This window comes from Phocaeicola plebeius (genome assembly GCF_003437535.1).
GTDB lineage: Bacteria > Bacteroidota > Bacteroidia > Bacteroidales > Bacteroidaceae > Phocaeicola > Phocaeicola plebeius_A.
In genome coordinates this window covers 1-25,925 of record NZ_QSQT01000011.1, presented here as the reverse complement: position 1 = coordinate 25,925, position 25,925 = coordinate 1, and the positions used below count along the sequence as shown (strand labels likewise).

The following is a 25,925-nucleotide window of genomic DNA, read 5'->3' as shown; positions in this document are numbered from 1 at the left end:
TCATACTTGATAAAACGATGAAATACACGGAAGAAATATTCAATATTCTGAGCAGGGGAGGATTTATTTCCGCCAATAGTGTCTCGCCAACCGTCAAGCGGTACTATGATGCGCTTGAAGAAGATTTTACGGAGTATTACGATTATTATAAAGGTATCGGCTTCTATCTGGAAGCGGGCAACGGATATTACCTGTTTACACGTCAGGAAACCCGGGTCGATTTGGAACGAAAGCTGGAAGCTGTAGGCAAATGGATTGATTACCTGAGCTTCCTGAAAACGTATCATTCGGCTTTTGGTCCCGGATTCCTGTTCCGACGGGCAGATATTGAGGTGCAGATAGGATGTAACATGGAACTGAAGGAAAAGGCTTCCCGCTTGTTTTCTGACAAGAAGAAATTCGGAGAGGTTGTAGAGAAGTTGGTGGCAGAGCTGGAAAAGGCTGGGATGATTGAACTGGAAAACGAGCATGATGAAACTTATAAAGTACTAACCGCATTCCACTATATGGAAGAAATGGTGGACTGCATCACGATATTGGAGGATACAAGCGATGAGATATCTGAATAAAGTCATATTCCTGAATAGTGCGCATATTCCTTATGCCGAAATCCGGGTGGACGGCAATGTGCATTTCATTGGTACGCAGGGAGTGGGAAAGAGTACCCTTCTGCGAGCTATCTTGTTTTTCTATAATGCCGACAAACTGCATCTGGGCATTCCGAAAGAAAAGCAGAATTTCGACGCTTTTTATTTGCCCTATGCCAACTCGTATATCGTGTACGAGGTGGTACGTGAGAATAGCGCATATTCCGTAGTGGTGTCCAAATCTATGGGACGGGCTGCTTTCCGCCTGATAGATGCTCTTTATCGGAAAGCATGGTTTGTGAACGACCGTCACGAGGTATCTGCCGATTGGAGTGAGGTGCGTACACGTATTCTTGAGTCGGATGCCCGTTGTACGATTACTCCGCTTGTTACGAGCTATGAAATGTTTCGTGACATCATCTTTGGAAACAACCGCAAGCCCGATATGGTGGCTTATCGTAAGTTTGCCATTGTAGAAAGTAGCAAGTATCAGAACATTCCTCGTACTATTCAGCATGTATTCTTGAATTCCCGTTTGGATGCCGATTTTGTGAAAGATACCATCATCCAGTCCATGAATGAGGAAGATGTGTCTATCGACCTGACTTATTACCGGAGCCAGATAGAAGCTTTTGAGCAGGAATATGATGATGTCATGCGGTGGCTGCGTCCCAACAAAAATGGGGAGATTGTAGTGCGCAAGCAGGCGGAACAGGTCATTCAGCGCTATCGGAGCTTACTTTATTCTCAAAAGCAGCTGGAAGAAGGTAGAGCTGAATTGAATTATGCAGAGAAAGCAGCTCATGACATGTTGCCGGTGCTCGAGGAACAGATTCAGGAAGCAGAAGAGAAGCGGGCACGGTTGTCGCGGCTTGTAGGAGAAGAGAGAGGCAAGTATTCTGCCGAACGTGACAAGCTGGTGCGCCGGGAAGGGGCGATAGCCGACGATTTGAAGCGTATCCGCGAAAAGCGCTTGTATTATGAGAAAGAAGGCATAGAAGAGGTGATGCGGCGTGTGGCAGGTGAAGCAGCCTTGCTGCATGAGCAGGAAAGTTTGAAACAGACGTATGCAGAATTGACTGCTACTTACAGGGATGTGTTGCAGAAATACGACTTGCTGGTCGGAAAGGTAGAGGCGGCCTTTACCGCATTTGAGAATGAACGGCGAAAGGCTGTGCTGGCCCGTGAAAATGAATTGAACGTCTGGAGAAATGAATTGTATGCCCGCTATCGGGAACAAGAGGTACACGTGCGGAATATGTATGAGGAGAGACAAAAAACGTGGAATGAAAACCGGATACGGCTCACCGAAGAAATTTCCGCACTTCGTCAGCAGAAGATTCGCATTCAGCTGACTTGCCATTTTGAGAAAGAAACCGGGGACTATCAGGAACGGTTGGATGCATTGAAAGATGAAGAAAGGCAGACAAGCTGGCAGGTAGCCGGTCTGAAACTCACGTGCGACCAGTTGCGACAGAAATGTAGCGATGAGATGAAAGAGAGTGAGTGGCAGTTCAAGCAAGAAGCTGAGGAACTGGTGCGCCGTCGTACGGCATTGGACGAAGAAATTCAGACCCTTACCAGTCTTCTTGACCGTTGGAAAGGTTCCTTCTGTGAATGGCTGGACGCGCACAAGCCGGGGTGGCAGGAAACAATCGGGAAAGTGGCAGATGAAGAGCTGATTCTGTATGCACAGGATTTGCATCCGGTATTGGTTGGGGACAGTGACAATACGCTGTTCGGCGTACGGGTTGAACTTTCGGGAGTGGCGAAAGAATTGCGTACGCCAGCCCGTTTAAAGGAAGAACTGGCCGAAAAGGAAGCTGCCCGTGAGTCGTATGTCCGCGAGTTGGCTCAGTTGAACGGACGTCGGGAGGAAACACTCGGCCAGATAAAGAAGAAATATAACCGGCAGATTCGGGAGGTAGCCGACAAACAGCACCTTTTGGAGGCCCAGTTGCAGCAGATTCCTGCCAGACGGAAACACTTGCAGGCTGAACTTACCTCCTGGCAGCGGAAAGAGGCCGAATGGAAACGGGAGCAGACAGAGCAGGTAGAATTGCAGTTAGCTCAGAAGTCGCAGGAACAGGTGCGTTGGGAAGATGAAGACAAGCGTTTACGGGCGGAAAAGGAGAAACGCCTGAAGCAATTGGCCGAAGAACTGCGGAAAACGGAAAAGGCTGAAGAGGAGGTCGTTCGGCAGGAAACTGGCGTTATCCATGAAGAGATTACTCGTCAGCGAGTTGAAATGGAAACGAAAAAGGCAGAGCTGCGGCGCTCACAGGCCAAGGAACTTGAAGGAAGCGGGGCGGATATGTCTGTCATTACCAGTTACGAGAAACGTATGGCCGACATCCGTCAGGAGCTGGAATACATTGTCCGTAAACGTTCTTTGGTATCCGATTTTGAGAAAGACAAACGCGAGTATTTCGACCGGGAGCCGCAACTGCGCAACGAGAAAAAAACAAACGATGCGCAGCTGGAAGATTTGGAAAATAAGTACAAGCTTCGTATGGAGCGTCTGCTAAGCCAGCAGAGTGAGGCAGATAAGACACTGGAAGCCAGAAGAAAAGAGCATGCAGACATTCATAAAGATTTGGCCAGCCTGAAAGCTTTCCGTGCAGACGAAGACCTCTGTCCGTCCGAGTCGTATACCTCGGAAATGCGCCCTACCCGGAAGTCTTGTGGAACCATTATCGGAGACTTGAAGTCGCTTATTATTTCCATTCATAGAGAGCTGGACCAGTTCAAGCGGGCGGTCAATGCATTCCATGGCAATTTTACGGCTAAGAACACCTTCCATTTCCCCGAAACGTTGGTAAGCGACTCTGATTTCTATGATTTTGCGGCAAATCTTTGTGAGTTTGTGGAAGATAACAAAATTGTGGAATATCAGACACGTATCAGTGAGCGCTACACCAACATTATCCAGCGAATCTCGAAGGAGACGGGTGATTTGACCCAGCATGAAAGTGAGATACAGAAAACCATTCGTGCCATAAACGAAGACTTTGTAAGGCGGAACTTTGCCGGAGTCATCCGTGGCATCGAACTGCGGACTCAGGCCAGCGATGACAAGCTGATGCAGCTTTTGGTAGAAATCAAGCAGTTCAATGAAGAACATCAGTTTAACATGGGAGCCCTTGATCTTTTCTCGCAGGACTCGCGTATGGAAGTGAACGAAAAGGCGGTGAAGTATCTTTATTCATTCAGCCGGCAGCTGAGAGACAATCCGTCTCGCAAAAGCCTGGTATTGTCTGACACGTTCAATCTGCAGTTCCGTGTGAAAGAGAATGATAACGATACCGGATGGACCGAAAAGATAGCCAATGTGGGGTCGGACGGAACGGATATTCTGGTGAAAGCCATGGTTAACATCATGCTGATTAACGTGTTCAAGGAGAAAGCTTCGCGTAAGTTCGGAGATTTCCGGATTCATTGCATGATGGACGAAATCGGCAAGCTTCATCCCAACAATGTCAAAGGTATTCTGGCTTTTGCCAACTGCCGGAATATCGTACTGGTCAACAGTTCTCCTACCACCTACAATGTGGAGGATTATCGTTATACTTATCTTTTGAGTAAGGATGCTCAGAGTTTTACGCAGGTGGTACCTTTACTCACACGCAAGCAATAGTTTATGGAACAGAAAAAATTTACTCCGTCAATATGCCGTAAGGTACTTCGTCTTATACAGGGAGAGACACTTCCTTCCAGCCTTTTCCCGCGCTGGTTTGCCGATGAACTGAAAGAAGAAGGGTTGCTTTCTGTCATCACTCATGGAAGCCGTAACTCTTATCGGTTGCTGGATGTAGAGGCAAGCATCCGTTATGTGAAGAACAAGTATACGGGTGGGGCCGAATTGTCCCGGTGGATAGAGCTGACCGATGGACATAACCCTGATCTGGACCGGAGTGTACTGGTAAATGAAACCGGCGACTCCAAGCTTGTTCGTGTGCGGACCTTCCGCGGCTTTCTGGTAAATTGTTGCGAGCCATTGGAGGTGACGATGGGAGAGAAATCTTTCACCCTCTCTCCGCTGGAAGGTATGGCTTTTTTTGTGCAGGAACCGGAGAAATTCCGCATACCCTCCGATGTGCTTGTGGTGGGTGTGGAGAACGGCGACAACTTTCGTCTGCTTCACCGTCAGCGACATTTGTTCAAGGCCCGGAAAGTACTCCTTGTGTCACGTTATCCTCAGTCGGATGACTTGCGCAACTGGCTCCTTTCGGTTCCCAATGATTACCTGCATTTCGGTGATTTCGACCTGGCCGGCATTCATATCTATCTCACCGAATTCTATAAATACCTGGGCAACCGGGCTTCTTTCTTTGTGCCGGACGATATTGAAATAAAGCTGAAGAATGGAAATGCCACCCTGTACGACCGCCAGTATGCACGCTTCTGCCATCTGGTGCCGGAGGATGTACGCCTCATTCCGCTGGTAGAGATGATTCACCGTTATCATCGGGTTTACGAGCAGGAAGGATATATCTCTTCAATTGTTTTTAGGTAAAATTACGCTTTATTACCGCCGCATTGTTTCGATTGTGGTGGAATGCGTCTATTTTTGTCCCTTATTGTGTACCTATGAACAAGAAACTGCTTAAATACTGGAAAAACTGCCTGCTGGATGCTGAGTGGAGTAACAGCATGTTCTATAAAGAGCCGCGTGTGACGCTGGTGTTTGAAGACCGTATGCCGGAGTCAATACCGGAAGAAGACATCGAACTGCTTTTCCCCGACGAAAGGGAAGACGGGAAGAAGTGTAAGGTGCGCATTGCCCCCTGTGTGCTGCTTCCCGAATATGAGAATGGCAAACCTATTGGTAAGACGTTTTCTGAATATCCTTTCTTCATTACGGCGGCGTTAGGACCCGACGGTTCCTTGCAGTTGCCCGAAAACCCGATGGACCGTGTGCCGATGTTCGTCCGCAAGTTCCTTTCGCCCAATGCCAAGGACGACCGTACCCTTGCTTCCCTCGACGAGGTGGACAGCCTGCTGAGTGCGTTCAAGACCGATGTGGCTACCGAAGAGGAATACTGGGAGGCATGCGAAGCCCTCTTCCGGAAAGCCACCGGGATGACGTTTGCCGAAATGAACTACCCCAACCAGCCGGAGATGGTCATCACGAAGGCGCCCGTCACGGGGATGGCACAGAATATCCTGAGGTTGTACGACAAGTTGCTGGAGTGCAAGGAAGACCTCCCGCTGCTGGAGTGCTTGACGCGCTGCGAGTGCGAACCGTTGCTTCCGATGCCTGCCCGTCGGGAGATTTATGCCAACAAGCAGCACCTGGCCCAGATGAGCAGTGATTTCCCCTTATCCGTTTCCCAGCGTGAAACGCTCGCCATGTACACCCATCCTCGTGGCAGCCGGATTTTTGCGGTCAACGGTCCTCCGGGAACGGGAAAGACCACTTTCCTGCAGACGGTCATAGCCAACCGGCTGGTGCATTCCGTGCTGACGGATGGAGAACCTGAGCTTATTGTGGCTAGTTCGGTCAACAATCAGGCCATTACCAACATACTCAAGGATTTCGAGATGGAAGCCGTTGAGACAGATGCAGCTGAGGTACGCCTGGCGGCACGCTGGTTGCCGGACCTGGATACGTTAGGCTTGTACCTGTCTGGAAAGAAAGAGCTGACTGAACGCTATGCCATGATGCTGAACAACAGTGGAAAGGGCTTTCCAGAAGCGTACGATAATCCAGAGCGGGTAGACGAGTACCGCGCATACTATCTGGAGCTGTTCAACCGTTACTTCCGTACCTCGTGCAAGGATGAAACAGAGTGTCAGTACTACCTTCGTGAACAGATGGCCCTGCTGAAGGTCTGGATTGAAACGGGCATGGAGGCTGCTGCACAGAAAGAATCTGATACTGTAAATGAAGGAAAGAATCTGCTTGTCCGGATGATGCAACATTTCCGCAAGACTTCTTCCGCCTACGAAGAAACCATGGCCCGCTGGGAGGAGAACGACGATTTCAGGGCACGCTACACCCGGCTGACGGAAGGAGAGGAGTACAGGAACCTGCCCTGCATGGAAGATATGGCCGTGCGCCTGGACATCAGCTACCGCTACCAGATGTTCTGGTATGCCATCCACTGCCGTGAGGCCGAGTTCATCCGTCGTCTGAGCCGTTGCACCGGAAACCTGAACCGCCAGGACCATGCCGTTTACCTCGAACGTCTGAGACGGCTGGCCTGCGTGATGCCGGTATTCATCTCCACGTTCCACTCTCTTCCGCGCTACATGACCTATATTAATGAAGATAATCTCTCCATACCTCTCTACAATACCATCGACCTGCTCATTGTGGACGAATCCGGACAGGTGTCGCCCGAGCTGGCTGTACCCTCGTTTAGTCTGGCCCGGCAAGCCATCCTCGTGGGCGACATCGAACAGATAGAGCCCATCTGGCCCGTGACCGGACAATACTCTTTCATCAACCTCCGCCGCTCCGGGGTAGTCACTTCGTCAAAAGCTCCGTTGTATGCTTTCCTGACCGAACACGGTTTCTTGTCCTCTTCCGGAAGCCTGATGAAAATGGCCCGCAAGAGTGGCAGCTATCTGGTGGACGGCGAGCGCGGGGCCTTCCTGCGCGAACACCGCCGCTGCCTGGACTCTATCATCGCCTATTGCAATGACTACGTGTACCACGGGCGACTGCTTCCCTTGAAAGGCGACCGTCCGAAATACGCGGCTCTTCCCTCCAAAGGCTATGTCCATGTGAACGGATACAGCCAGAAGGGAAAGACCGGAAGCCGATTCAATGAAGCCGAAGCTGCTGCCATCGTGAAATGGCTGTCGCGCGAGAAAAGAAAGCTGGAAGAAGCCTACGGAAAGCCCATTTCTCAGGTAGCCGCCATCGTTACCCCGTTCAAGGCACAGGAACGCCTTTTGCGCAAGCTGCTGTCCGGACTGCCCGATGCCGCAGACTTCGTCACAATGACCGTCGGCACCGTCCACTCGCTGCAAGGAGCTCAGTACCCGCTGGTGATATTCTCGCCCGTCAATTCACCCGACGACACTTCCTACTTTATGGAAGCAGGCGGAAAGTACAATATGCTCAATGTGGCCGTGTCGCGTGCGCAATACCACTTTCTGGTGTTCGGCCACATGAACATCTTCCATCCCGACCGGGACACCCCGTCGGGCAATCTGGCTAAGTGGCTGTTCGACAGTCAGCAGAGCGAAATCTCCTCCCACTTTCTCTACCAGGACGAGGAACCCCTTCTGAGCCAGTCGCTCGACGTGCCCCGTCAGTCGGCCGCAGTCTGCCGTCTGTCCACCCTTGAGGCCCATACGGACATCTTGCGTCAGGCCCTTCAGACCGCTCGCCGGAAAGTGGTGATTGTGTCGCCCTTCCTCTCCATCCGTGCCCTTGAAAGCGACCACCTGCTGCCCCTCATTCAGGAAGCAGTGGAACGTGGGGTAGAAGTGGTGGTGTATACCGACCATTACCTGGATAAGAAAAACGGCTTGTGGAAGGAAGAAAGTCTGCAAGCCCGCCGCGCACTGGTAGAACACCACGTCAGTCTGCGGGTGTTGAAAGGCATCCACAACAAGACCTTGGTGGTGGACGACCGCCTGCTGGTGGAAGGCTCGTTCAACTGGCTTTCGGCCCGACGGAATAAGGACGATGCCCGCCATGAATGCTCCATCTTGGTGCAGGCTCCGGCCGCCGCTGCATGTATCGACCAGCTGATGCAAGAACTGGAAGCCATTGACAGGGAGGCTCTTTTCTACTGTCCGCCGAAGCAGAAGATTCTTTGTGCAGACTTCTTCTGTCAGCCCCTCTATCACAACTATTGGAACAGTGTGCTGACACATCTTCGTGAACGGGCCAGCCGGCTGAACTTTCCGGAAGATTCCAATCCGGAACCTTTGCAGGAAATCCGGAAAAAATATCCGCGCCACAGAGCAGCCTGGACTGACGAAGAAGTGCAACTCGTGTGGGAACTGATGAACTACACCAACGACCTGCGCGTGTTCACCGACTGCCTGCAACGCAGCGAACGCTCCATCCGTTATAAAGTGGAGGGCACAGCCCCTTAATCCCCGGGGCTGGCTGCTCCTTTCCGGCAAAAACGCTATCTTTGCACAAACTATTCAAGCAGCCTATGCAACTTACCTATATCTTCCACAGCGGCTTTTCCCTCGAGACCGACCGCTGCATCCTCGTGTTCGACTACTGGATGGACCCTGCCGGCGTGATGCCCCGCCTGTTGCAGTCGCCCAAGCCCTTGTACGTTTTCTCCAGTCATTTCCATGAAGACCATTTCAACCGCGACATCTTCTCCTGGCGGACCCGGAAAGCGAACGTGCGCTACATCCTTTCGAAAGACATCCTGAAACACCGTCGGGCGCAGAAGGAAGAAGCCGACGCCTGGCTGGGGAAAGGTGCCACGTGGGAAGACGAACTCCTCCGCGTGACGGCCACCGGAAGTAATGACAGCGGCGTGTCGTGGGTGATAGAGACCGACGGCGAGCGTATCTTCCATGCCGGCGACCTGAACAACTGGTACGCCCGCTTCCTGACCGACGACTATCACGGGGGAATGGTCTACAGTCCTGACTTCGGCATCGACATTGACCCTGCCAAGGAAGAAAAGCGTTTCCTGGGCGAGCTGAAAGACATCCGCAAGCTCACCGACCGTTTTGACGTGGTGATGTTCCCCGTAGACGGGCGCATCGGCAACGGCTACACCCGCGGAGCCCGTCAGTTCCTCGACGTGTTCCGTACCGGCCTGTTCGTGCCCATGCATTTCGTGGCCAGCGGTTTCGAATCAGCCTGGCGGATGAAAGAGTTTACCGACGCCAAGTCCGTCCCGTTCTGGTGCATCCGTCGGGAAGGAGAGTGCTGCGAAGTAAAGGAGATTATCGCCCAGGCATCCCGTTAGTTGTGATCGTACCGTTGGCCACCGGCCAGCAGATAGATAACCCCTATTATGGGCACTACTATGGAACTGATGTTGATAGCCGACGCTTCGTCCATGAACAGCCGCAGGAGCAGGTAGCTCACGAAAACCAGTATGCTGATTGCACAGAACACACGGCACATGAAGGCTTTGAGCCCTTTGACGTCGACTTTTTTTTGTTGCTCGGGCGTCATGGTGTTGTATCCTGCAATGAGTTTGGGGAATCTCCAGACGAGGAGTCCAAGCAGGATGAAGAAGGCTGAAAAGATGGGTATGAATGAGTTCATATTGTGAGGTTTATTTTTTTAGGGTATGATAAGTGTCTTCTGATTCTTCCGCAGCCATAAGCGGTTTCTCTTCTTCGTCAAAGGAATAACTCACGGTATGGTCTTTCAGGTAAATATGGTTGAGCGTATATTCCAGTGCCAGGAGCGTCTGTTCCCGTTTCTTGGGTTTCAACTCACATTCCCATATCGTCATGCAGTGCCACCCCATTCGTGCCAGTTCCTGCTGTACCCGCTTGTCACGTTCGATGTTGCGTGTGATTTTTCGTGTCCAGAACTCCGTGTTCGATTTGGGAATGACGTAATATTTGCAACCCTCATGACCATGCCAGAAACAGCCGTTGATAAAGATACAGGTGCGGTATTTCCGCAGCACAATGTCTGGACGTCCCGGCAGACGCGGATGGTTCAGGCGGTATCTGAATCCGTGAGCAAACAGATACTTCCTGACTATCATTTCCGGCTTGGTGTTGGCCGAATGAATGGCAGCCATGTTTTTGTGCCGCTGGTCTTTGGAGAGGACGTCCATGATTGTTTGATTCTTATCTTTTTGTAAAGGTAATGATAATTTATTTGTCGCAATATGTTGTCCGGCTTAAAAACGAAAGCTTATGTATTTATTTTTTAATATAGTTAGGCACCTTCTTGCATTTTTCTAAAAATTGAGTTAAATTTACCTCGACACGTACGTGACGAGGTCTTGACACGTTCGTGCTGATGTCTCGTCACGTTCGTGTCGCGACCTTGACAGCTACGTGTCGAGGTATTTTTGTATAAGCGTTTTTAAAAAAGTATAATTACAATATAACTAAAACGATTATGGCTATAAAATTTGATTTGTTTGAGAATCCGGTAAAGGAGGGAGTTTCCGTACCGAAGTTGCATGCAAAAGTGGTTACCAAAGATGTAGTGACCACCCGTGAAATCCGTGAAGCGATACGCAGGAAATGTACCGTCTCTCCAGCCGATGTGGCAGCCGTCATCACGGCCCTGAACGATGAACTTTATGAGAACCTGAGCAACGGATATGCGGTGCATTTGGAAGGAATCGGCTATTTCAGTCTGAGCCTGAAGTGTGCGCCGGACATTAATCCGAAGTATATTAAGGATGACGATGTACAGGTGAGAAGCATCAAGTTCACGCCCGACAAGGACTTGATTGACCGCTTTCAGAGTGTGTATCTGGAGCGCAAGGTGGACGAGGCGCATCATTCTACTAAGCTGGATGAGGAAGAGGTGAAACAGAAATTAGCGGAATATTTCAAGACGCATTCTTTCCTGCAACGCCGCGACTTTGAACGGCTCACTGGGTTTAATTCCTCGAAGTCTACGCGGGTGATTCGGGAGCTGGTGAAGGATGGGGTGTTGAAGAATGCGGGGACGAAGTATCAGCCGGTGTATGTGGTGGAAGATAGAATATAGTTTTTACATAAGATAGTTTGTCAATAAAGTTTCAGGATTGGGAAATATGTCATAGATGTAGTACCTTTGCAAAAGGTCATTTGATTATGAGAACGATTATTTCTCCCAGTAGGAGAAAACTATTAGAAGTATATTATAAATACAGGGAAGGATTTATGTTATATTCTTAAAATAAAAGAATAGGAGTTCCTGTTTTGAAAATCATCTTTCTTATTTTATTCTGAGAAGGTGACTTATATTAGAAAGTAATTTATAAATGGAATCTAAAAAAGAAATAATAAGAGTGTTTGAAGGTTTCGCTGGTTATGGGGGAGCTTCTTATGCTATGAAGCGTGTCAATAAATTATCAAGAAAAATAAGATTTCAAGTAGTCGGCTATTCTGAGATTTGTCAATCTGCGATTGATTTATATAATGCAAATCATAAGCAAAGGAATGGTAAACTTTTAAAGAACTGGGGAGATATTACAAAAATTAAAGAAATAGAGCTTCCTGATTTTGATATGTTTACAGGTGGATTTCCTTGTCAGCCATTTTCTACGGCTGGATCTCGTAATGGTGAATTAGATCCTCGTGGATCTTTATTTGCAGATATTGTACGAATTTGTAGAGAAAAACGGCCGAAATACTTGTTCCTGGAGAATGTTGTGAGTCTTTGTAGAGGCAAGTGTAAACCTACTTATGATGCAATATTGGATATTTTTGATGTAATAGGCTATGATGTGCGGACTGTGATTCTCAATTCTGCAGATTATGGGATTCCTCAAAGCAGGCAAAGGTTGTGGTTTTTTGGAAAAAGAAAAGATAGTGGTAGTTTACCAGATGATTTTTCTATGACGCCAAAAATAGTTCCTTTAAAACATTTTATAGAAGAGTTTTTGGATGAGCATCCTAATGAAGAACTTTATAGAACACAGCTTCAGATAGATCATATTAAGGATATTCATGGAAAACCTCAAGATTATTTTCATGTGGCAGAGAGGTTATGTTATGATTATTACAATAGAAAAATTCGTACTGATCGAATTTGCATGACAATAACTCCTCCGAATCATAATGTGGTTAGAATAGTAGAGCCTCCAGTTAATGGTATGGATAGATTTAGAAAATTATCTATTGACGAACATTTTAGACTGATGGGTTTTAAAATTACAGATAAGTATAGAGAGATTCATTATCCTGAACATTTAACCTATCGAGAACTTGGAGAACGGGCTGGAAATGGATGGGAGATTAATTTAGTTACAATTTTATTAAAACATATTTTTAATCAACTTTAGGTTTTCTATGTACGAAGGTTTTGAAATACAGGAAGCTATTCCAGAAGCATCCTCAATGATTGAGACTTTTAGAGCTATTGGCTACAATCTGGAAACGGCTGTTGCTGATATCATAGACAATTCAATAACAGCATGCGCTAAACAGATAATCATACAACGTTATTGGGATGGCGGTAATTCAATAATCTCAATTAAGGATGATGGTATGGGCATGACAAATGAAGATTTAATTCATGCCATGCGGCCTGGTGCTCAGAACCCACTTGTAGAGCGAGATGAAAAAGACTTAGGACGTTTTGGGCTTGGTCTTAAGACTGCTTCGTTTTCTCAGTGTAGAAAACTTACGGTCCTTAGTAAAAAAAATGGAATTACCTCTTTCTGGACCTGGGATTTGGATTTTGTTGCCAAATGTAAAAAATGGAATTTGATTCATTGGTGTCCTGAAGCTTTCAAGAATTCTTTGGATGATGTAGAATCTGGTACAATTGTTATTTGGTCAGAATTAGATAGAATTATCCCTTTGAATGTAGATAAAATGGATCAAGTAGCGAAAGAAAGATTTTCAATGGCTTTGCAAAAGGTTAGAGAACATATAGCTATGACTTTCCATAGATTTATTGAGGATAAACAAATCTCAATAATTTGGGGCAGCCATTCAATTTTACCATGGAATCCTTTTTGCCCTACAGAATCAAAACGGCAACCTTTTCCTGTAGAACATCTTGCTGGAAACGTGACTTTGACAGGATATGTATTACCGCACAAATTAAATTTCTCAAGTGAAGATGCATTTCGTAAGGCGGAAGGGCCTAAAGGATGGAGTGGTCAACAGGGATTTTACGTTTATCGCGGTAAAAGACTTCTGCTTTTTGGAGATTGGTTAGGTTTATTTAAAAAAGAGGAATGTTGTAAATTAGCACGAATTGCCATAGATTTACCAAATAGTCAAGATGCAGAATGGCAAATAGATATAAAGAAATCTAAAGCACATCCACCGATTTATTGTAGGGAGCAGATTGAACAATATGCAAAGAAAGTCCGTGCATCAGCAGAGGAAGTTTTTAGACATAGAGGTAAGATACTTAAACAAAGGGCAGGTCAACAATTTCATCCTTTGTGGTTGGAAAAGAGGAAAGATTCTAACTGGTCCTATATAATAAATAGAGATCACCCGCTTGTTGCTTATTTTAAGGGTCTTGCTGAAACTCATCCAGCTGAAGCAATTGACCAAATGCTTTCGTTGATAGAGTCAAGTGTCCCGACTAAGACTATTTTTATCAACGAAGCTAAGAATGAGGATAAATATGAAACTGATAAAGCACTTGATACAACTTTAATTCATAAGACCATAAAGTCTATGTATGACTCTTTAATTAATCAAGGAAAAAATTCTTTGCAGGCAAAAGCTTTATTGAAGATAATAGAACCGTTTAATTTTTATGAAGATTTTATAGATTTATTATGATGGTACAGGATATAGAAAAATACATGGATTATTGTCGTTTGTTTATTGGCGAAAAATGTGCCGTTACAGATGAAGAAATTGATGAGGCTTTGAATCAGTTTGCAAATATGTTTACCCATATTGATAAACTTGAAGTTAAGAAACGTTTGATGTCTCTTTATACTTTGCCGATTGCCCCATACAAAACAATACTTGACAATAATAATCCAGGGGCTGGTTGGTTTAGTAATAATAATTATGCAAGAAAGAATGAAATTGAGTGGAGCTTTTGGAATAGATATCAGCGATTTCTTAGAGATAAAGAGAAATATCAGCCAGGTGTAATTTTCCAATTAGATAAGCTGACTGACGAAATATTGGATAATTTGTATGATCCTGCGTTAGTTGATATAAACTTCTCAAAGAAAGGTCTTGTCGTTGGCCAGGTTCAATCAGGGAAAACGTCAAATTTTACAGGTCTTATTTGCAAGGCTGTTGATGCAGGATTTAATGTGGTTATTGTTTTTGCAGGTATTCTAGACGATTTAAGAACACAGACTCAAAGTCGTCTAGAGAAATGTTTTTTAGGCTTTACAACTAAAGATATAAGACGGATACAAGATTCGGAACGTATAGGTATTGGTGTAGGGTTAATAGATAATAAACCAATAGCACATGCTTTTACAACAGTTGTTTCAGATTTCAAAGAATCAACAGTAAATTCATTAGGGGCTAACTTTCAGACCAAGGAACCGATTCTTTTTGTTGTTAAGAAGAATGGAAGGATACTGGCTAATTTAAAAAAATGGTTATCTAAGAAGGATCTTGATGGAAAATCTGTTTTATTCATTGATGATGAAGCGGATAATGCGTCTGTAAACACATCAAAAGATAAAAATAAGGCCTCTTCTATCAATAATAAAATTAGGGAAATACTTTCTCTTTTTCGTCGTAATGCTTATGTGGGATATACTGCAACTCCTTATGCGAATATTTTTATTGATAGGACCGATGAGAAAGATTTGTTTCCTCGTCATTTTATAGTTAATTTGCCGACTCCACCAGCATATTTAAGTCCAGAGAAAGTATTTGGATTGGACACAGAAGATGGACAGCCATTACCCATCGTCAATATTGTAAAAGATTATAAAGACTTTGTGCCTGATAAGCATAAATTGACTGATGTTGAGACTTTGTCTTATCAGAATATTCCAGAAAGTTTAAAGTATGCTATAAGATGTTTTATTCTTGCATGTGCTGTTAGATGTGTACGCGGGCAAGATAATAAGCATAACTCTATGCTTATTCATCTGTCCCGTTTTCAGGTATGGCAAAATGAAATTAAACTCCTTGTAGAAAGGTTATTTAAATTTTATCAGAGTGATATTCTTGCAGATGATGCTCAAATCTATATGCAATTAAAAAAGGATTTTGAAGAAAATTACATTTGTGGAACAGGTAATCTTCAGATGGAGTACAAATCGTTTCTTCAAACAACAGCTGAAGTTCGTGGATCACAGTATTCAGTTATTAAGCAAGGTATTGAATCTGTATCTTGGAATGAAGTTAAAAAGTACCTCTATCATGTAGTTTCTAAAATAGAAGTTAAAGCGCTTAATGGGGCATCTTCAGATAGTCTTGCATATGAAGAACATAAGGACGGATATTATGTAATAGCTATAGGTGGAGACAAATTATCCCGTGGCCTTACGCTGGAGGGATTAACAATTAGCTATTTTTTACGTGCATCAAAAATGTATGACACACTTATGCAAATGGGACGTTGGTTTGGATATCGTCCACGTTATGTAGATGTATGTCGGCTATTTATAAGTGAAGAAATTAGTTCTTGGTTCAAAAATATTACTATGGCAAACAATGAACTCAGAGAAGATTTTGATTATTTGTGGGAAAGCCATGGTAGTCCTCAACAATTTGCTTTAAAAGTAAGAACGAGTCCGGGACTTTTGATTACATCTCCATTAAAAATGTTTTCAACTAAAGATGTACAGGTTTCGTGGGCTTCTACACTTGTTGAAACATATTCTCTAAGACGTACAAAAGAATCTATAGATAATAATTTTAAATTAACTTCTGATTTCCTTTTGAGCCTTGGTGATAGATATATGAAAGATGGTAAAGATGATCCCCGTGGTTATCTGTGGATAAACGTAAGTTCAAAACAAATATGTAACTATATAGAGCATTTTGAGATAGCGGATACTTCAAGAATTAAGATGAATTTAGAAAAGATGTCTGAATATATTCAATCCTGTGTGAATGAACATGGCGAATTGAAATTTTGGCGTGTGATACTGAGGAATAATCAAGAACTGCATGATAATCACCATACTAATTCTGATAAATCTGTTTATTATTTAGCCAACGGAATATTACCAGGAATATGTACTAATCGTACTCGTGTTGGAATACCTGAGCAGGATGATAATGTTTACAATTTGAAGAACTATCATCTTATTTCAGGTCCTAAAGATGAATTTATTGATATGGATATTCTTGGGGAGGATCTTACGAAAGCATTAGATGAAACTATTGAGATAAAAAAGGAATTGCATGCAAAGAATCCAAATGTGAAGGAATGGGATAAGAAATATCCATCTCCGACTCTTGTACGACAAAAGTATAGGTCACCAAATAATCCGTTACTTATAATTTATCCACTCAATCCAGAAAAGGCAAATGTAATAGGATTTGATGGTAAAATTAAGCAAGATGTTGAATGTTTTAATCAAAATGATACGCCATTCATTGGGTTTGCAATAGTGTTTCCTAATAGTAAGAACTCTAAAGGGGTTAAGTATAAAGTGAATGAGGTAAAAGATTTGATTGATACAGAAATAAATTTTGAGGAAACAAATGATAACCACTATCCAGATGAAGAATAAAGTACTTGATATTTGGTCAATTTTAAAATCAGAAAGACAAAGCGGATTAGTTAAACGTTTATATTCTGTAAATTCAAAGATAAATATATATTGTGTTTATCAATACCCGGAGGAATGTTATGGAATTGCATTGTCATTTCCTAAATCAATTCGATTTAATCTTGAACCATTTGCATCCGTATCAGAGCCGGTAGTTGAGATCTACGAAGATAAAAGCTTTCCAAATTGTATGATTTTATGTGCCAAGATAAAACATCTTGATAAGATAAATGAATTTTCATACTTATGTGAAAGTGTAATCCAGACGATATTGGCAGAAAAGACAATTGTGGATGCTGTTAGAACATTTGGTAATACGCTTTTGCGTTGGAAAAATCTTTTTGAGTGTACTTCTGGTATAGGACTTTCAAAAGAAGAGCAACAGGGATTATATGGTGAATTACGCTTTTTGAAAAAATGTTTGACTTCTACTTCTCAATTATATTACGATATTGTACAAAGTTATGTTGGTACTAATAGAACAATGAGAGATTTTCAAGGGAAAAATTGGGCGGTAGAAGTAAAAACAACTTCGACGAATAATCCGCAAGTTTTGATTATTAATGGAGAACGACAATTGGATGATACTTTGGTAGATAATTTGTATTTGTATCATTGTTCAGTTGAAGTATCTAAGCAAGCGGGAGAATCTTTGCCTGAAATGGTTCATAATATTAGGGAAATACTTAAAGATGATGTTGCTGCATGTTCTTTATTTAATGCTAAGCTTTTTGAGGCTGGTTATTTAGATATTCATGAACCGTTTTATTTAAAAAGATATTATAAATTGCGAAAAGATAGTTTCTTTTGTGTTAAAGATAAATTTCCTCGTATTAGGGAGAATGAGTTACGTGATGGAGTTGGTAATGTAAACTATTCAATTAGTATTTCCTCATTCTATTCTTATGAAGTACCAGAACAGCAAGTTTTTTTAAAATGTTTGAGTAATGACTGAAATAGAAAAGTTTTATAATTCGTTTAAAAAGGAAATTTCTTCGTTGCAGTTTGCTGCAGAAAATGGTGAATCTCAAGAACAATCCTTTACTAGAGTTTGTTTGGATATGCTTGTTCGGGCAAATGAAACAGACAACGCTGTCGTGGCTTATGATGAGAAAGCATTAGGTACAAAAAAACAGCATAAAATTAATGGTTATGCAATATCTGAAACATGTGATACCGTAGATTTATTTATCTCAGTATATGAACCTTCTGATACTATTGAATATATAGATAAACAAAGTATTGATCGTGCATGTATTCGGATAATAAACTTTTTTTCTAAAGCTTATTATGGCCATTATGAGAATGAATTGGCTGAAACATCATCAGTTTTCGAATTTGCCCATCAATTGGCTAATTCTACAGAAATACGTAAAAATCTGATACGAGTTAATGCTTTCATTCTTACCAATGCACGTTATAAAGGTGAAATACCAGAACCTAAAGATATTTCTGGACAGAAAATATTTATACAGGTTATTGATATTGAGAAATTGTATAATATGTCCGAGCAATCACGTTTGCCTATTTTGCTAGATTTAAAAGAATTCCATATAGAGCCTAGGTGTATGCAAATATCAACAGGGTCAGACTTGTATGATGGTTACTTAACCTATGTACCTGGAGTATTCCTTGCTTCACTTTATGAGCAATATGGTTTTAAACTTTTGGAACAAAATGTGAGATCGTTTCTACAATTTAAGGGAGGAATTAATCGAGGAATAAAAGAAACAGTTCTTACCCAGCCTTCTATGTTTTTTGCTTATAATAATGGAATATCTGCAACAGCAGATGCAATTGTTTTAGACGAGTCAAAGACAATCATAGAAAAGATAAATAACCTTCAAATCGTAAATGGAGGACAAACCACTGCTACTTTGTTTTATGTTTCTAAAGATGCAAAAGCAAATCTAGAAAAGGTTTTGGTTCCTATGAAGATTTCTGTTATCAAAAAAGGAGATGAGTCATATGAGATTGTAAAAAATATTTCAAAATATGCAAATACACAAAATAAAATTAATGATGCAGACCTTTCTGCAAATGATCCTATATTTGTAGAAATAGAGAAATTGTCTCGTTATATGTTAACACCTATGACTATAGATTCTAACCAACAACATTATTGGTTTTTTGATCGTATAAGTCGTCAATATGATAATTTACTTGCCCAAAATTCAAAGTCTAAATCTCGTAAAAAAAGATTTTTGTTGAAGTATCCAAAACATTGTAAATTTACGAAATATGAATTAGCTAAGTATTATAATTCGTGCTGTGAAGTTGAGATTGGAGGAAAAATTATTGTAGGTCCACATTGTGTTGTTGATGGAAATGAAGTGAATTTTAGGGCTTTTCGTGATAATATAATGCCTAATCTTAAGATAAACGCTATTTTTTTTGAGGATCTCATTGCAAAAGCAATCTTATTTAAAGAAGTTGATAAACGACATGGAACGAAACGTAGTAAGACACCACCGATTGGAGATATGAAACAAGTAATGGTACCTTATAGTATTGCACTTCTTCAGATTGCTACTGGTGGTTGTCTGAATTGGGAAAAGATTTGGAAAAACCAGAAAATATCATCTGAACTTTCTGATTATATGTATAATCTTATGGTAAAGTTGAATCAATTCCTAAAAGATAATACACCAAGGTCAAATATCATAGAATGGGGTACGAAGGAAGATTGTTGGAGGTTGGTTAAGGAAAAGTTTGAGATTCCGTCAATTGATATTATTAAAAATGATATTTGCACTAAAGAAGAAATGGAACAACGCTATTTAGACAAAGATTCGAGTGATGCAGAAAGAAGAGCAATTGAGTTACAGCTTGTAACTTCAATTGCTGGTGAAACGTGGATTAAAGTAGCTGAGTGGGGAAAATTTTCCGGTTGTTTATCTTTATCTGATCAGAATACGGCAAGAAACATAGCTCATAAGATTAAGTTTGACTATCAATTGAATCAACGTGATGTTAGTAAAGGATTGTTAATATACGAAATAGTTTGTCGAAACGACTATGAAGTTTTTGAAGAAGATATAAAAAATGGGACAGCTTGCGATATCATTCCTAAAGATTTAATAATTAAAATGCTGACCTGGGAGAAAAGTATTGTAATTCTTGAAGGATGGCAGTTTAAAATATTACAGCAGGCTGTAAAAGATGGGTATATTAGCAAGTTTAGGGCGGCAGAACTTCTTTTTCTCAAGAAATTATTATCAGATAATGGATTTTAAAATAACATTTCTGTAAAGTTGTTTTTATTTTGAGAAATCATTTGAATATGCATTTAGAATGTCATTTTCTTATAGTGGTAATAAAAACTAATGAGGAACTGGATAAAAAATATTGAAGGAAATGTTTTCCGAGTTAGGTTGATAGATAATTCCTATATATAAAATTTTTGTAATCTTACTTGGTCTAGCTTCTAATTTAAAATGATTGCCTGGACCGATTATAATTGATGATCTAAAGCCTTATGCAAATACCGCAATCACAAACACTTACCACCCGATGCCTAAGTCGGATATTTGATACCACTTCGGCCACTTATAAGTTCTTCTGGTTCTTGTCCATCTTGCAGATACATGCCCGTACGGAGAATTTACATATAAATGTATGGGATATTGTAATTCGTATGGTGGCCAATGCCTGGTATCCGATACATTATTTCAGACTGTCATTTGGGAAAAACGATTCTTTGTTTGATATTGTCACCGAATTGCAGAAAGAGACACAGATACCGATTGATGCGAGTTGCGAGGAGGTTATCGGACAGCTTCAGGAAAGACTGAGAGATAAACAGGTAAAGAGTAGGCTGGGTAAGCTTACTACGTATGTGCCTTACTGTTTTCTGTATCCCTGGATAAATGCGACAAATAACAGTCGTGAAGTTATGTGGCGTTCTCAAAGTTTTGAAAACGGATGTCTTTATTCCATCTATAAAGAGAAAACAAATTTTTATATCGAACTTAATCCGGTGTGGGATGAATATCTGCATACGCATTACAAGATTCTGATGGATTTCACTTATTGGAACTTGATGCAGTTTCTGCAAGTGAGGAATCCTAATGTGCCGGCTATTTCTAGTAAGTTAATCAGACCGGAAAGCAGGAGTTCTCTGGCAAACCAGCATCGTTATTGGAATAAGGTGATACAGATAGGAGGGCCTGTACGCTGCATTTACACAGGCCATGAGTTGCATCCTTCCGATTATGAGTTGGATCATTTCATTCCTTGGAGTTTTGTTTCTCATGATTTGCTCTGGAATCTGATACCTGCTGATGGCAGTATCAATTCTTCCAAAAGTAATTATCTACCGCATTTGGATATTTATCTGCCTAAATTAGCTAAATTGCAGCATCATTCTTTAAAAGTCTCTATACAGGCGGGTTATCAGCCAACTATTCTGGAAGATTTTCTGTCTTTAGGATATACACCGAAAGAGTTTGTCCTGATGAATGAGGAAGAGTTTTTGGAGGTGTATAGGCGTACTTTCGGACCAATGCACCAAATAGCCTTGAACATGGGATTTGAAACCTGGAAATACTAAATACTATGGAACCTGAAAAGATAAATCATCCTTACCTCACCGCCATCAAGCGTACGAGTCTTTCTGTACCCACCCGTTACCTGCTTCAACATAATCTGCTGAAAGGACGTATTCTGGACTTTGGCTGCGGGTATGGCTTTGATACAGACGAGTTGAAACGTCAGGGGTATGACATCACGGGGTACGACTATTATTATCGTCCTGAATATCCGGACGGGAAGTTTGATACCATTTTGTGCAACTATGTGCTGAATGTACTGGAACCATACGCACAGGCGGAAGTGATGATGAATGTCACGAACCTTCTTGCTCCTACGGGAACGGCCTTTTTTGCCGTGCGTCGTGACCTGACGGAAGAAGGATTCAGGTTGCATGCCATTCATCGCCAGTACACCTATCAGTGTAATGTGCGGCTGCCTTTCCAGAGTTTGGAACGTAATGCGAGCTATGAACTTTATCAGTATCAGCATTTCAATAAGTTGCCCCGGAAGGAAGGGGAGGTTTGTCCTTTCTGCCGTCTGTCGCGAAGAGTGGAAATTATTTGTGAGACGGCTACTTGTGTGGCGTTCTATGACGGTTATCCGGTATCGCCTGGTCATGCACTGATTATTCCCAAGCGGCATGTGGCTTCTTACTTCGACCTGACCAATCACGAACGGGAGGCCATGAATGTGGTGCTTCAGTACGTGAAGCAGAAGGTGGACGAGCGATTCCATCCGGATGGGTACAATGTGGGCATTAATGTGAACGAGGCGGCGGGGCAGTCGGTCTTTCATGTACACATGCACTTGATTCCGCGCTACAAGGGCGATGTGCCCAATCCGAAAGGTGGTGTAAGAGGTGTGATTCCGTCAAAACAGAGCTACGATGCCAACGAGGGGCTTTCTTCGCCTGCACTGCCAGAGAGAAAGAAAGCTTATACCATTGAAGAGAAGAGAAACGAGCATGGGAATGCTTATATCCCTTGGGAAGAAGAGGCCGACCAGTTGCTTTGCCGTCTGTATGATGAAGGGAATAGCATAAGTGTGCTTGCCGAGATGTTTGAACGTACTAAAGGGGCTATCCGCAGCCGTTTGAAGAAGTTGGGGAAGATTAGTTAAAGGCATTGTCTTGGAATATATGTGGGGTGTAAAGAATCTCACGATGCCTCTGCGATTTTATTTTGTCGCAAAATAGTCAGCTTTTTTGTCTGTTTATTTGTAAATGTGAAATAATTTTACGAATATTGTTACTCCTAAATGTAAAAATCAAAGCTATGAGAACAAGAATTTTATCATTTATTTGTGGAGCGTTGTTAGCTGTTACAGCTACTGCCCAGCCTCATTTATCATTCAAGGGAATTCCTATCACAGGAAGTATGACTTCTTTCTGTCAACAGTTAAAAACTAAAGGCTTTACTCAGATTAGTTCTGACAATAATATTACGACTTTTGTTGGTGATTTTACTGGGCGTCAGGCTTATGTAGCTGTTGGTGCCGCAGATGATGGGAAGAATGTTCATTCTGTTGTGGTATTATTTGATCCAAGCGAGGAGTGGAATACTCTTGTAAATACATACGATTATTATAAAGAGATTTATTCTCGGAAGTATGGAAATCCAGCAAAAAGCATAGAAAAAAATCCGAGTAACAGTAATAGTAATATTTCATTGATGTATGAGCTTTGGCAGGGAAGAGTTGTATATGGTAGCCTATGGGAAGTAGAAGGTGGTTCAATTGAAATATCAATTGAAAAGTCTTCAGAAGGAATTAATGAAGGTATTGTTGTGATCAAGTATCGTGATTCTCAAAATGTCGAAACAAAAATTCAGAAAGATTTGGAGGATATTTAACCGGGAAAACGAATTGGTTAGATAAAAAGATGGGAAGAAAACTTAAAATCTCGAGGCAGTAGATATCAAGCTTTTTTATCATAACCTCATGCAGAACTTTATGTGGTACTATAGAAATAAAGGGATATGAAAAGGATATTATTTTTTATTGTATGTTGTATATTCTCAATGCATTGTATATTCTCACAGACTTTATATATTTATGGGGGAGAAGATCATGATGTGTTTTTGGGTAAACTGAATGCAAGTAAATATGATTCAAAGTCTATATGGAATGAGTACGGTACTTATGGAAGTGAGTATAATACCAATTCAATATGGAATGAATATGGTACCTATGGGAGCGCGTATAGTTCATATAGTCCTTTTAATTCTTACGCATCTTATCCACCTGTTATTGTAGATGAAGAAGGCAATTTCTATGGATATTTCACAGTCAATAAATATAAGTCTAAAAGAGCGAATTTTGATTTGGTAAATATTATATGTGAGTATTATGAATCAATACGTGAAGATGTAGATGAGTGGTATGATAAAATATTCTGATAATAATAAGAAGTAGATAATGAATTGTACTTTTGCTCTTTGGAGGCATTAGCCATTAATTTAAAGTTTTTGCTTCAAATAACTTACAGGACAAGTTATCCATTAGATAATTCGGAGCGTCGGATAAAATTTTTCCTTCATATCCCCCTATATGGCATATCTTCAGGTGCATATTTGCCATACATTATGAAAATCATTAAAAGAAAAAATGTATGGAAGAGAATTTAGATAAGCTATTCGATTACAGACCGCTGATTCCGGGAAGTGGACGTTTTGCATCCATAGTGGGCATTGGCGGGGGAGCAGGTCGTGTGGTAGACCAGATGCGGAAATGCTGTCTGCCAGATGTGCAACTGTATGCGTTTGGCATGAACCGGAAGGAAATGGATGAGTTGTCCTTGTGTGGCAAATACCTGATTGGACAGGAAGGGCTGGGTAGCGGTAAGGACCGTTTTCTTGCGGAGTATGAGTGCAGTAAGTCTTTCCCTGCAATAGAGAGTGTATTAAGGGGCAGACTTGTGGCGGTGTTTGTGGTATGCCTTGGTGGAGGAACAGGAGAGGGGTGTATCAGGTCTTTCCTGCAGAAGGCCAGAGAGGTGGGAAACAAGGCAATCATTCTGGTGGCAACGATTCCCCATTCGTCGGAGGGAGCGGAAAAGCGGAAGAATGCTTTAGGTTTGCTGAAGGCGTTGGAACCGATGGCAGACGCTCTTTATACGGTGGATTATGATGACTCCCGGTGTGCTACGCTTACGGAAGTGTTTCAGGAAGCGGACCGGAAGATAATTGAGTTTACGGATTCGCTTTTGGGGATGGTGCTTCGTCGTTGCATGATTACCTTCGACTTTAATGATTTCAGGACTTTCCTGCAGTTCCCGACTCCTTCTAAACACATCGACTTTTTTATGCTTGTCGGTAGTCTGGATTTCCTGAGGAAGGAAGTGAAGGACTGGTGGAAGAAGCTGCCGGCGAAGTATTCGTCTGCAGATGAGGTGGCGATGGCTGTGTTCTCAATAGAAAATGCGGACTGGTCGGACGACAAGGAAACGACGGAGGCGATGGACGTGGTGCACGAACGTTTTTTACAGCTGCCGCCCGACGCGGAGGGTAAATGGGGGATATACCCGGATGAGACGCTTCCACCGCACCAGTTCAGGTTGCGGGTTTTCACCAAATGCAAGAGATAATGTGGTTTAATGTATAGTTGCAGAAAAAGAGGAAAGACAATGAAATCAATCGATAAAAAGGAAGTGGTCATCTGGTTGATGACCCTAGTTATCGTTCTTATTATCTGTTGTTTGCTTAGCCTGTGTGGGGGAAACTCGTCGGAGAGGTGGCTGCGGATTTGGTAAGGCGGATGTAGGGGGCTGCCCCTTATCAATTTAATTGCCCCCTTTTAATCACTAAATTCTCCTGAACCGCAGGAGTTGAAGGATAGTCTGCTGAAGCGGGTTTGTGCTACGTGGAAAAGATATAGATGAAATCATCATAAAATAAAAATTATGGCATATATTAAACGAGGTGAGTTTAAGGATTACCGTATTTGGAAGGACAAAGGCAGATGGGCTGGGTTTATAGCCTATGCGAATGCCACTGTAAACAATCCTGAGGTACCGATAGATGAAAAACTTGATGTCCACTTGAGAGGTAATGAGGTGCATGTTTATTACAAAGGAGGGCGGATATTAAAAATCACTTCACGGACAAAGAATTTTGATTCTAACTATTTTTATCTCAAAAAAGAGCATCAGAATATTCCAAGGACTTGGATGGAATTCATGGCTAATGACGAACAGGCAGAGCTCCGTAAAAGAAAGATTGAGAAAGAACAATGCTTGTCTGTGGCCGAGCCTAAAAAGGTCTTTGCGGATTTGAAAGCAAAAAGTGATGGATTGATGAAGATTGAAACTCCGGAAGTATATTTTAAGGAGGCAGGAAAGGTAATGGATAAATGGAATCAGGAATTGTTGGAAGAATCGAATGGGTCGCATGAAGAAAGATTGCTGCAACAGAAAATATCGGTGTGTAACCGGAAAAGGGAAGAGACTGATTTCATTGTTGCATATTCCGGCGGATACCCGTTCAGCATTTCCGGTGATATCCGTTCAGTC

At 42.4% G+C, this 25,925-nt stretch carries 19 protein-coding genes; 17 read left to right on the top strand and 2 right to left on the bottom strand.

All coding sequences use genetic code 11. The annotated features are described in order from the left end of the window. Positions 1-17: 17 nt before the first annotated feature. The 5 genes from DXD04_RS07080 to DXD04_RS07060 all read left to right on the top strand — a co-directional run bounded on the left by DXD04_RS07080 (position 18) and on the right by DXD04_RS07060 (position 9,493). Positions 18-569 carry a condensin complex protein MksE gene (locus DXD04_RS07080; protein WP_117672124.1) on the top strand — a complete coding sequence of 184 codons (552 nt, stop codon included), beginning with the start codon at positions 18-20 and terminating at the stop codon, positions 567-569. After that, positions 553-4,224 carry an ATP-binding protein gene (locus DXD04_RS07075; protein ID WP_117672122.1) on the top strand — a complete coding sequence of 1,224 codons (3,672 nt, stop codon included), beginning with the start codon at positions 553-555 and terminating at the stop codon, positions 4,222-4,224. Before DXD04_RS07080 ends, DXD04_RS07075 begins: the two co-directional genes overlap by 17 nt. Positions 4,225-4,227: 3 nt before the next feature. Then, positions 4,228-5,103: a hypothetical protein gene (locus DXD04_RS07070; protein WP_117672120.1), complete on the top strand. Its 876-nt coding sequence runs from the start codon at positions 4,228-4,230 to the stop codon at positions 5,101-5,103. Positions 5,104-5,177: 74 nt separating this feature from the next. After that, the gene (locus DXD04_RS07065; RefSeq protein ID WP_117672118.1) at positions 5,178-8,648 is read left to right on the top strand and encodes an AAA domain-containing protein; all 3,471 of its coding nucleotides are present in this window, start codon (positions 5,178-5,180) and stop codon (positions 8,646-8,648) included. Positions 8,649-8,713: 65 nt separating this feature from the next. Beyond that, complete coding sequence (locus DXD04_RS07060; protein ID WP_117672116.1) at positions 8,714-9,493, top strand: MBL fold metallo-hydrolase; 780 nt, start codon at positions 8,714-8,716, stop codon at positions 9,491-9,493. Here the strand turns inward: DXD04_RS07060 and DXD04_RS07055 are convergent. Both DXD04_RS07055 and DXD04_RS07050 read right to left on the bottom strand, forming a co-directional pair. Then, positions 9,490-9,798 carry a DUF3784 domain-containing protein gene (locus DXD04_RS07055; protein ID WP_117672114.1) on the bottom strand — a complete coding sequence of 103 codons (309 nt, stop codon included), beginning with the start codon at positions 9,796-9,798 and terminating at the stop codon, positions 9,490-9,492. The two genes, DXD04_RS07060 and DXD04_RS07055, sit on opposite strands and share 4 nt — an antisense overlap. Positions 9,799-9,808: 10 nt before the next feature. After that, positions 9,809-10,324, bottom strand: a complete 516-nt coding sequence (locus DXD04_RS07050) for a very short patch repair endonuclease (protein WP_117672112.1) — start codon at positions 10,322-10,324, stop codon at positions 9,809-9,811. A 290-nt stretch (positions 10,325-10,614) separates the two neighbouring features. Between DXD04_RS07050 and DXD04_RS07045 the strand changes: the two genes are divergently transcribed. From DXD04_RS07045 to DXD04_RS06990, 12 genes are all read left to right on the top strand, one after another. After that, positions 10,615-11,217 (top strand): HU family DNA-binding protein, encoded by a 603-nt coding sequence (locus tag DXD04_RS07045; RefSeq protein WP_117672110.1) that lies wholly within the window; start codon positions 10,615-10,617, stop codon positions 11,215-11,217. 256 nt (positions 11,218-11,473) lie between these two features. Further along, positions 11,474-12,496 (top strand): DNA (cytosine-5-)-methyltransferase, encoded by a 1,023-nt coding sequence (dcm, locus tag DXD04_RS07040; RefSeq protein ID WP_117672108.1) that lies wholly within the window; start codon positions 11,474-11,476, stop codon positions 12,494-12,496. A gap of 7 nt (positions 12,497-12,503) precedes the next feature. Next, on the top strand, positions 12,504-13,961 hold the full coding sequence (locus tag DXD04_RS07035; protein ID WP_117672106.1) for an ATP-binding protein: 1,458 nt from the start codon (positions 12,504-12,506) through the stop codon (positions 13,959-13,961). Beyond that, positions 13,958-16,846 carry a Z1 domain-containing protein gene (locus DXD04_RS07030; protein WP_117672104.1) on the top strand — a complete coding sequence of 963 codons (2,889 nt, stop codon included), beginning with the start codon at positions 13,958-13,960 and terminating at the stop codon, positions 16,844-16,846. Before DXD04_RS07035 ends, DXD04_RS07030 begins: the two co-directional genes overlap by 4 nt. Beyond that, complete coding sequence (locus tag DXD04_RS07025; RefSeq protein ID WP_181977461.1) at positions 16,836-17,840, top strand: PD-(D/E)XK motif protein; 1,005 nt, start codon at positions 16,836-16,838, stop codon at positions 17,838-17,840. The genes DXD04_RS07030 and DXD04_RS07025 overlap by 11 nt, the downstream gene beginning before the upstream one ends. Then, entirely contained in the window at positions 17,833-20,121 is a 2,289-nt protein-coding gene (locus DXD04_RS07020) for an AIPR family protein (RefSeq protein WP_117672100.1), read from the top strand. Before DXD04_RS07025 ends, DXD04_RS07020 begins: the two co-directional genes overlap by 8 nt. Positions 20,122-20,363: 242 nt before the next feature. Then, positions 20,364-21,437: an HNH endonuclease domain-containing protein gene (locus DXD04_RS07015; protein WP_117672098.1), complete on the top strand. Its 1,074-nt coding sequence runs from the start codon at positions 20,364-20,366 to the stop codon at positions 21,435-21,437. 5 nt (positions 21,438-21,442) lie between these two features. Continuing rightward, positions 21,443-22,537, top strand: a complete 1,095-nt coding sequence (locus DXD04_RS07010; protein ID WP_259299529.1) for a bifunctional class I SAM-dependent methyltransferase/HIT family protein — start codon at positions 21,443-21,445, stop codon at positions 22,535-22,537. A gap of 155 nt (positions 22,538-22,692) precedes the next feature. Next, the gene (locus tag DXD04_RS07005) at positions 22,693-23,268 is read left to right on the top strand and encodes a hypothetical protein (RefSeq protein WP_117672263.1); all 576 of its coding nucleotides are present in this window, start codon (positions 22,693-22,695) and stop codon (positions 23,266-23,268) included. Positions 23,269-23,394: 126 nt separating this feature from the next. Further along, entirely contained in the window at positions 23,395-23,814 is a 420-nt protein-coding gene (locus DXD04_RS07000; protein ID WP_117672095.1) for a hypothetical protein, read from the top strand. A gap of 212 nt (positions 23,815-24,026) precedes the next feature. Further along, positions 24,027-25,001 (top strand): FtsZ/tubulin family protein, encoded by a 975-nt coding sequence (locus DXD04_RS06995; protein ID WP_117672094.1) that lies wholly within the window; start codon positions 24,027-24,029, stop codon positions 24,999-25,001. 315 nt (positions 25,002-25,316) lie between these two features. Continuing rightward, positions 25,317-25,925, top strand: a 609-nt coding sequence (locus tag DXD04_RS06990; protein ID WP_147330751.1) for a hypothetical protein, incomplete at its 3' end; no start/stop codon positions are given.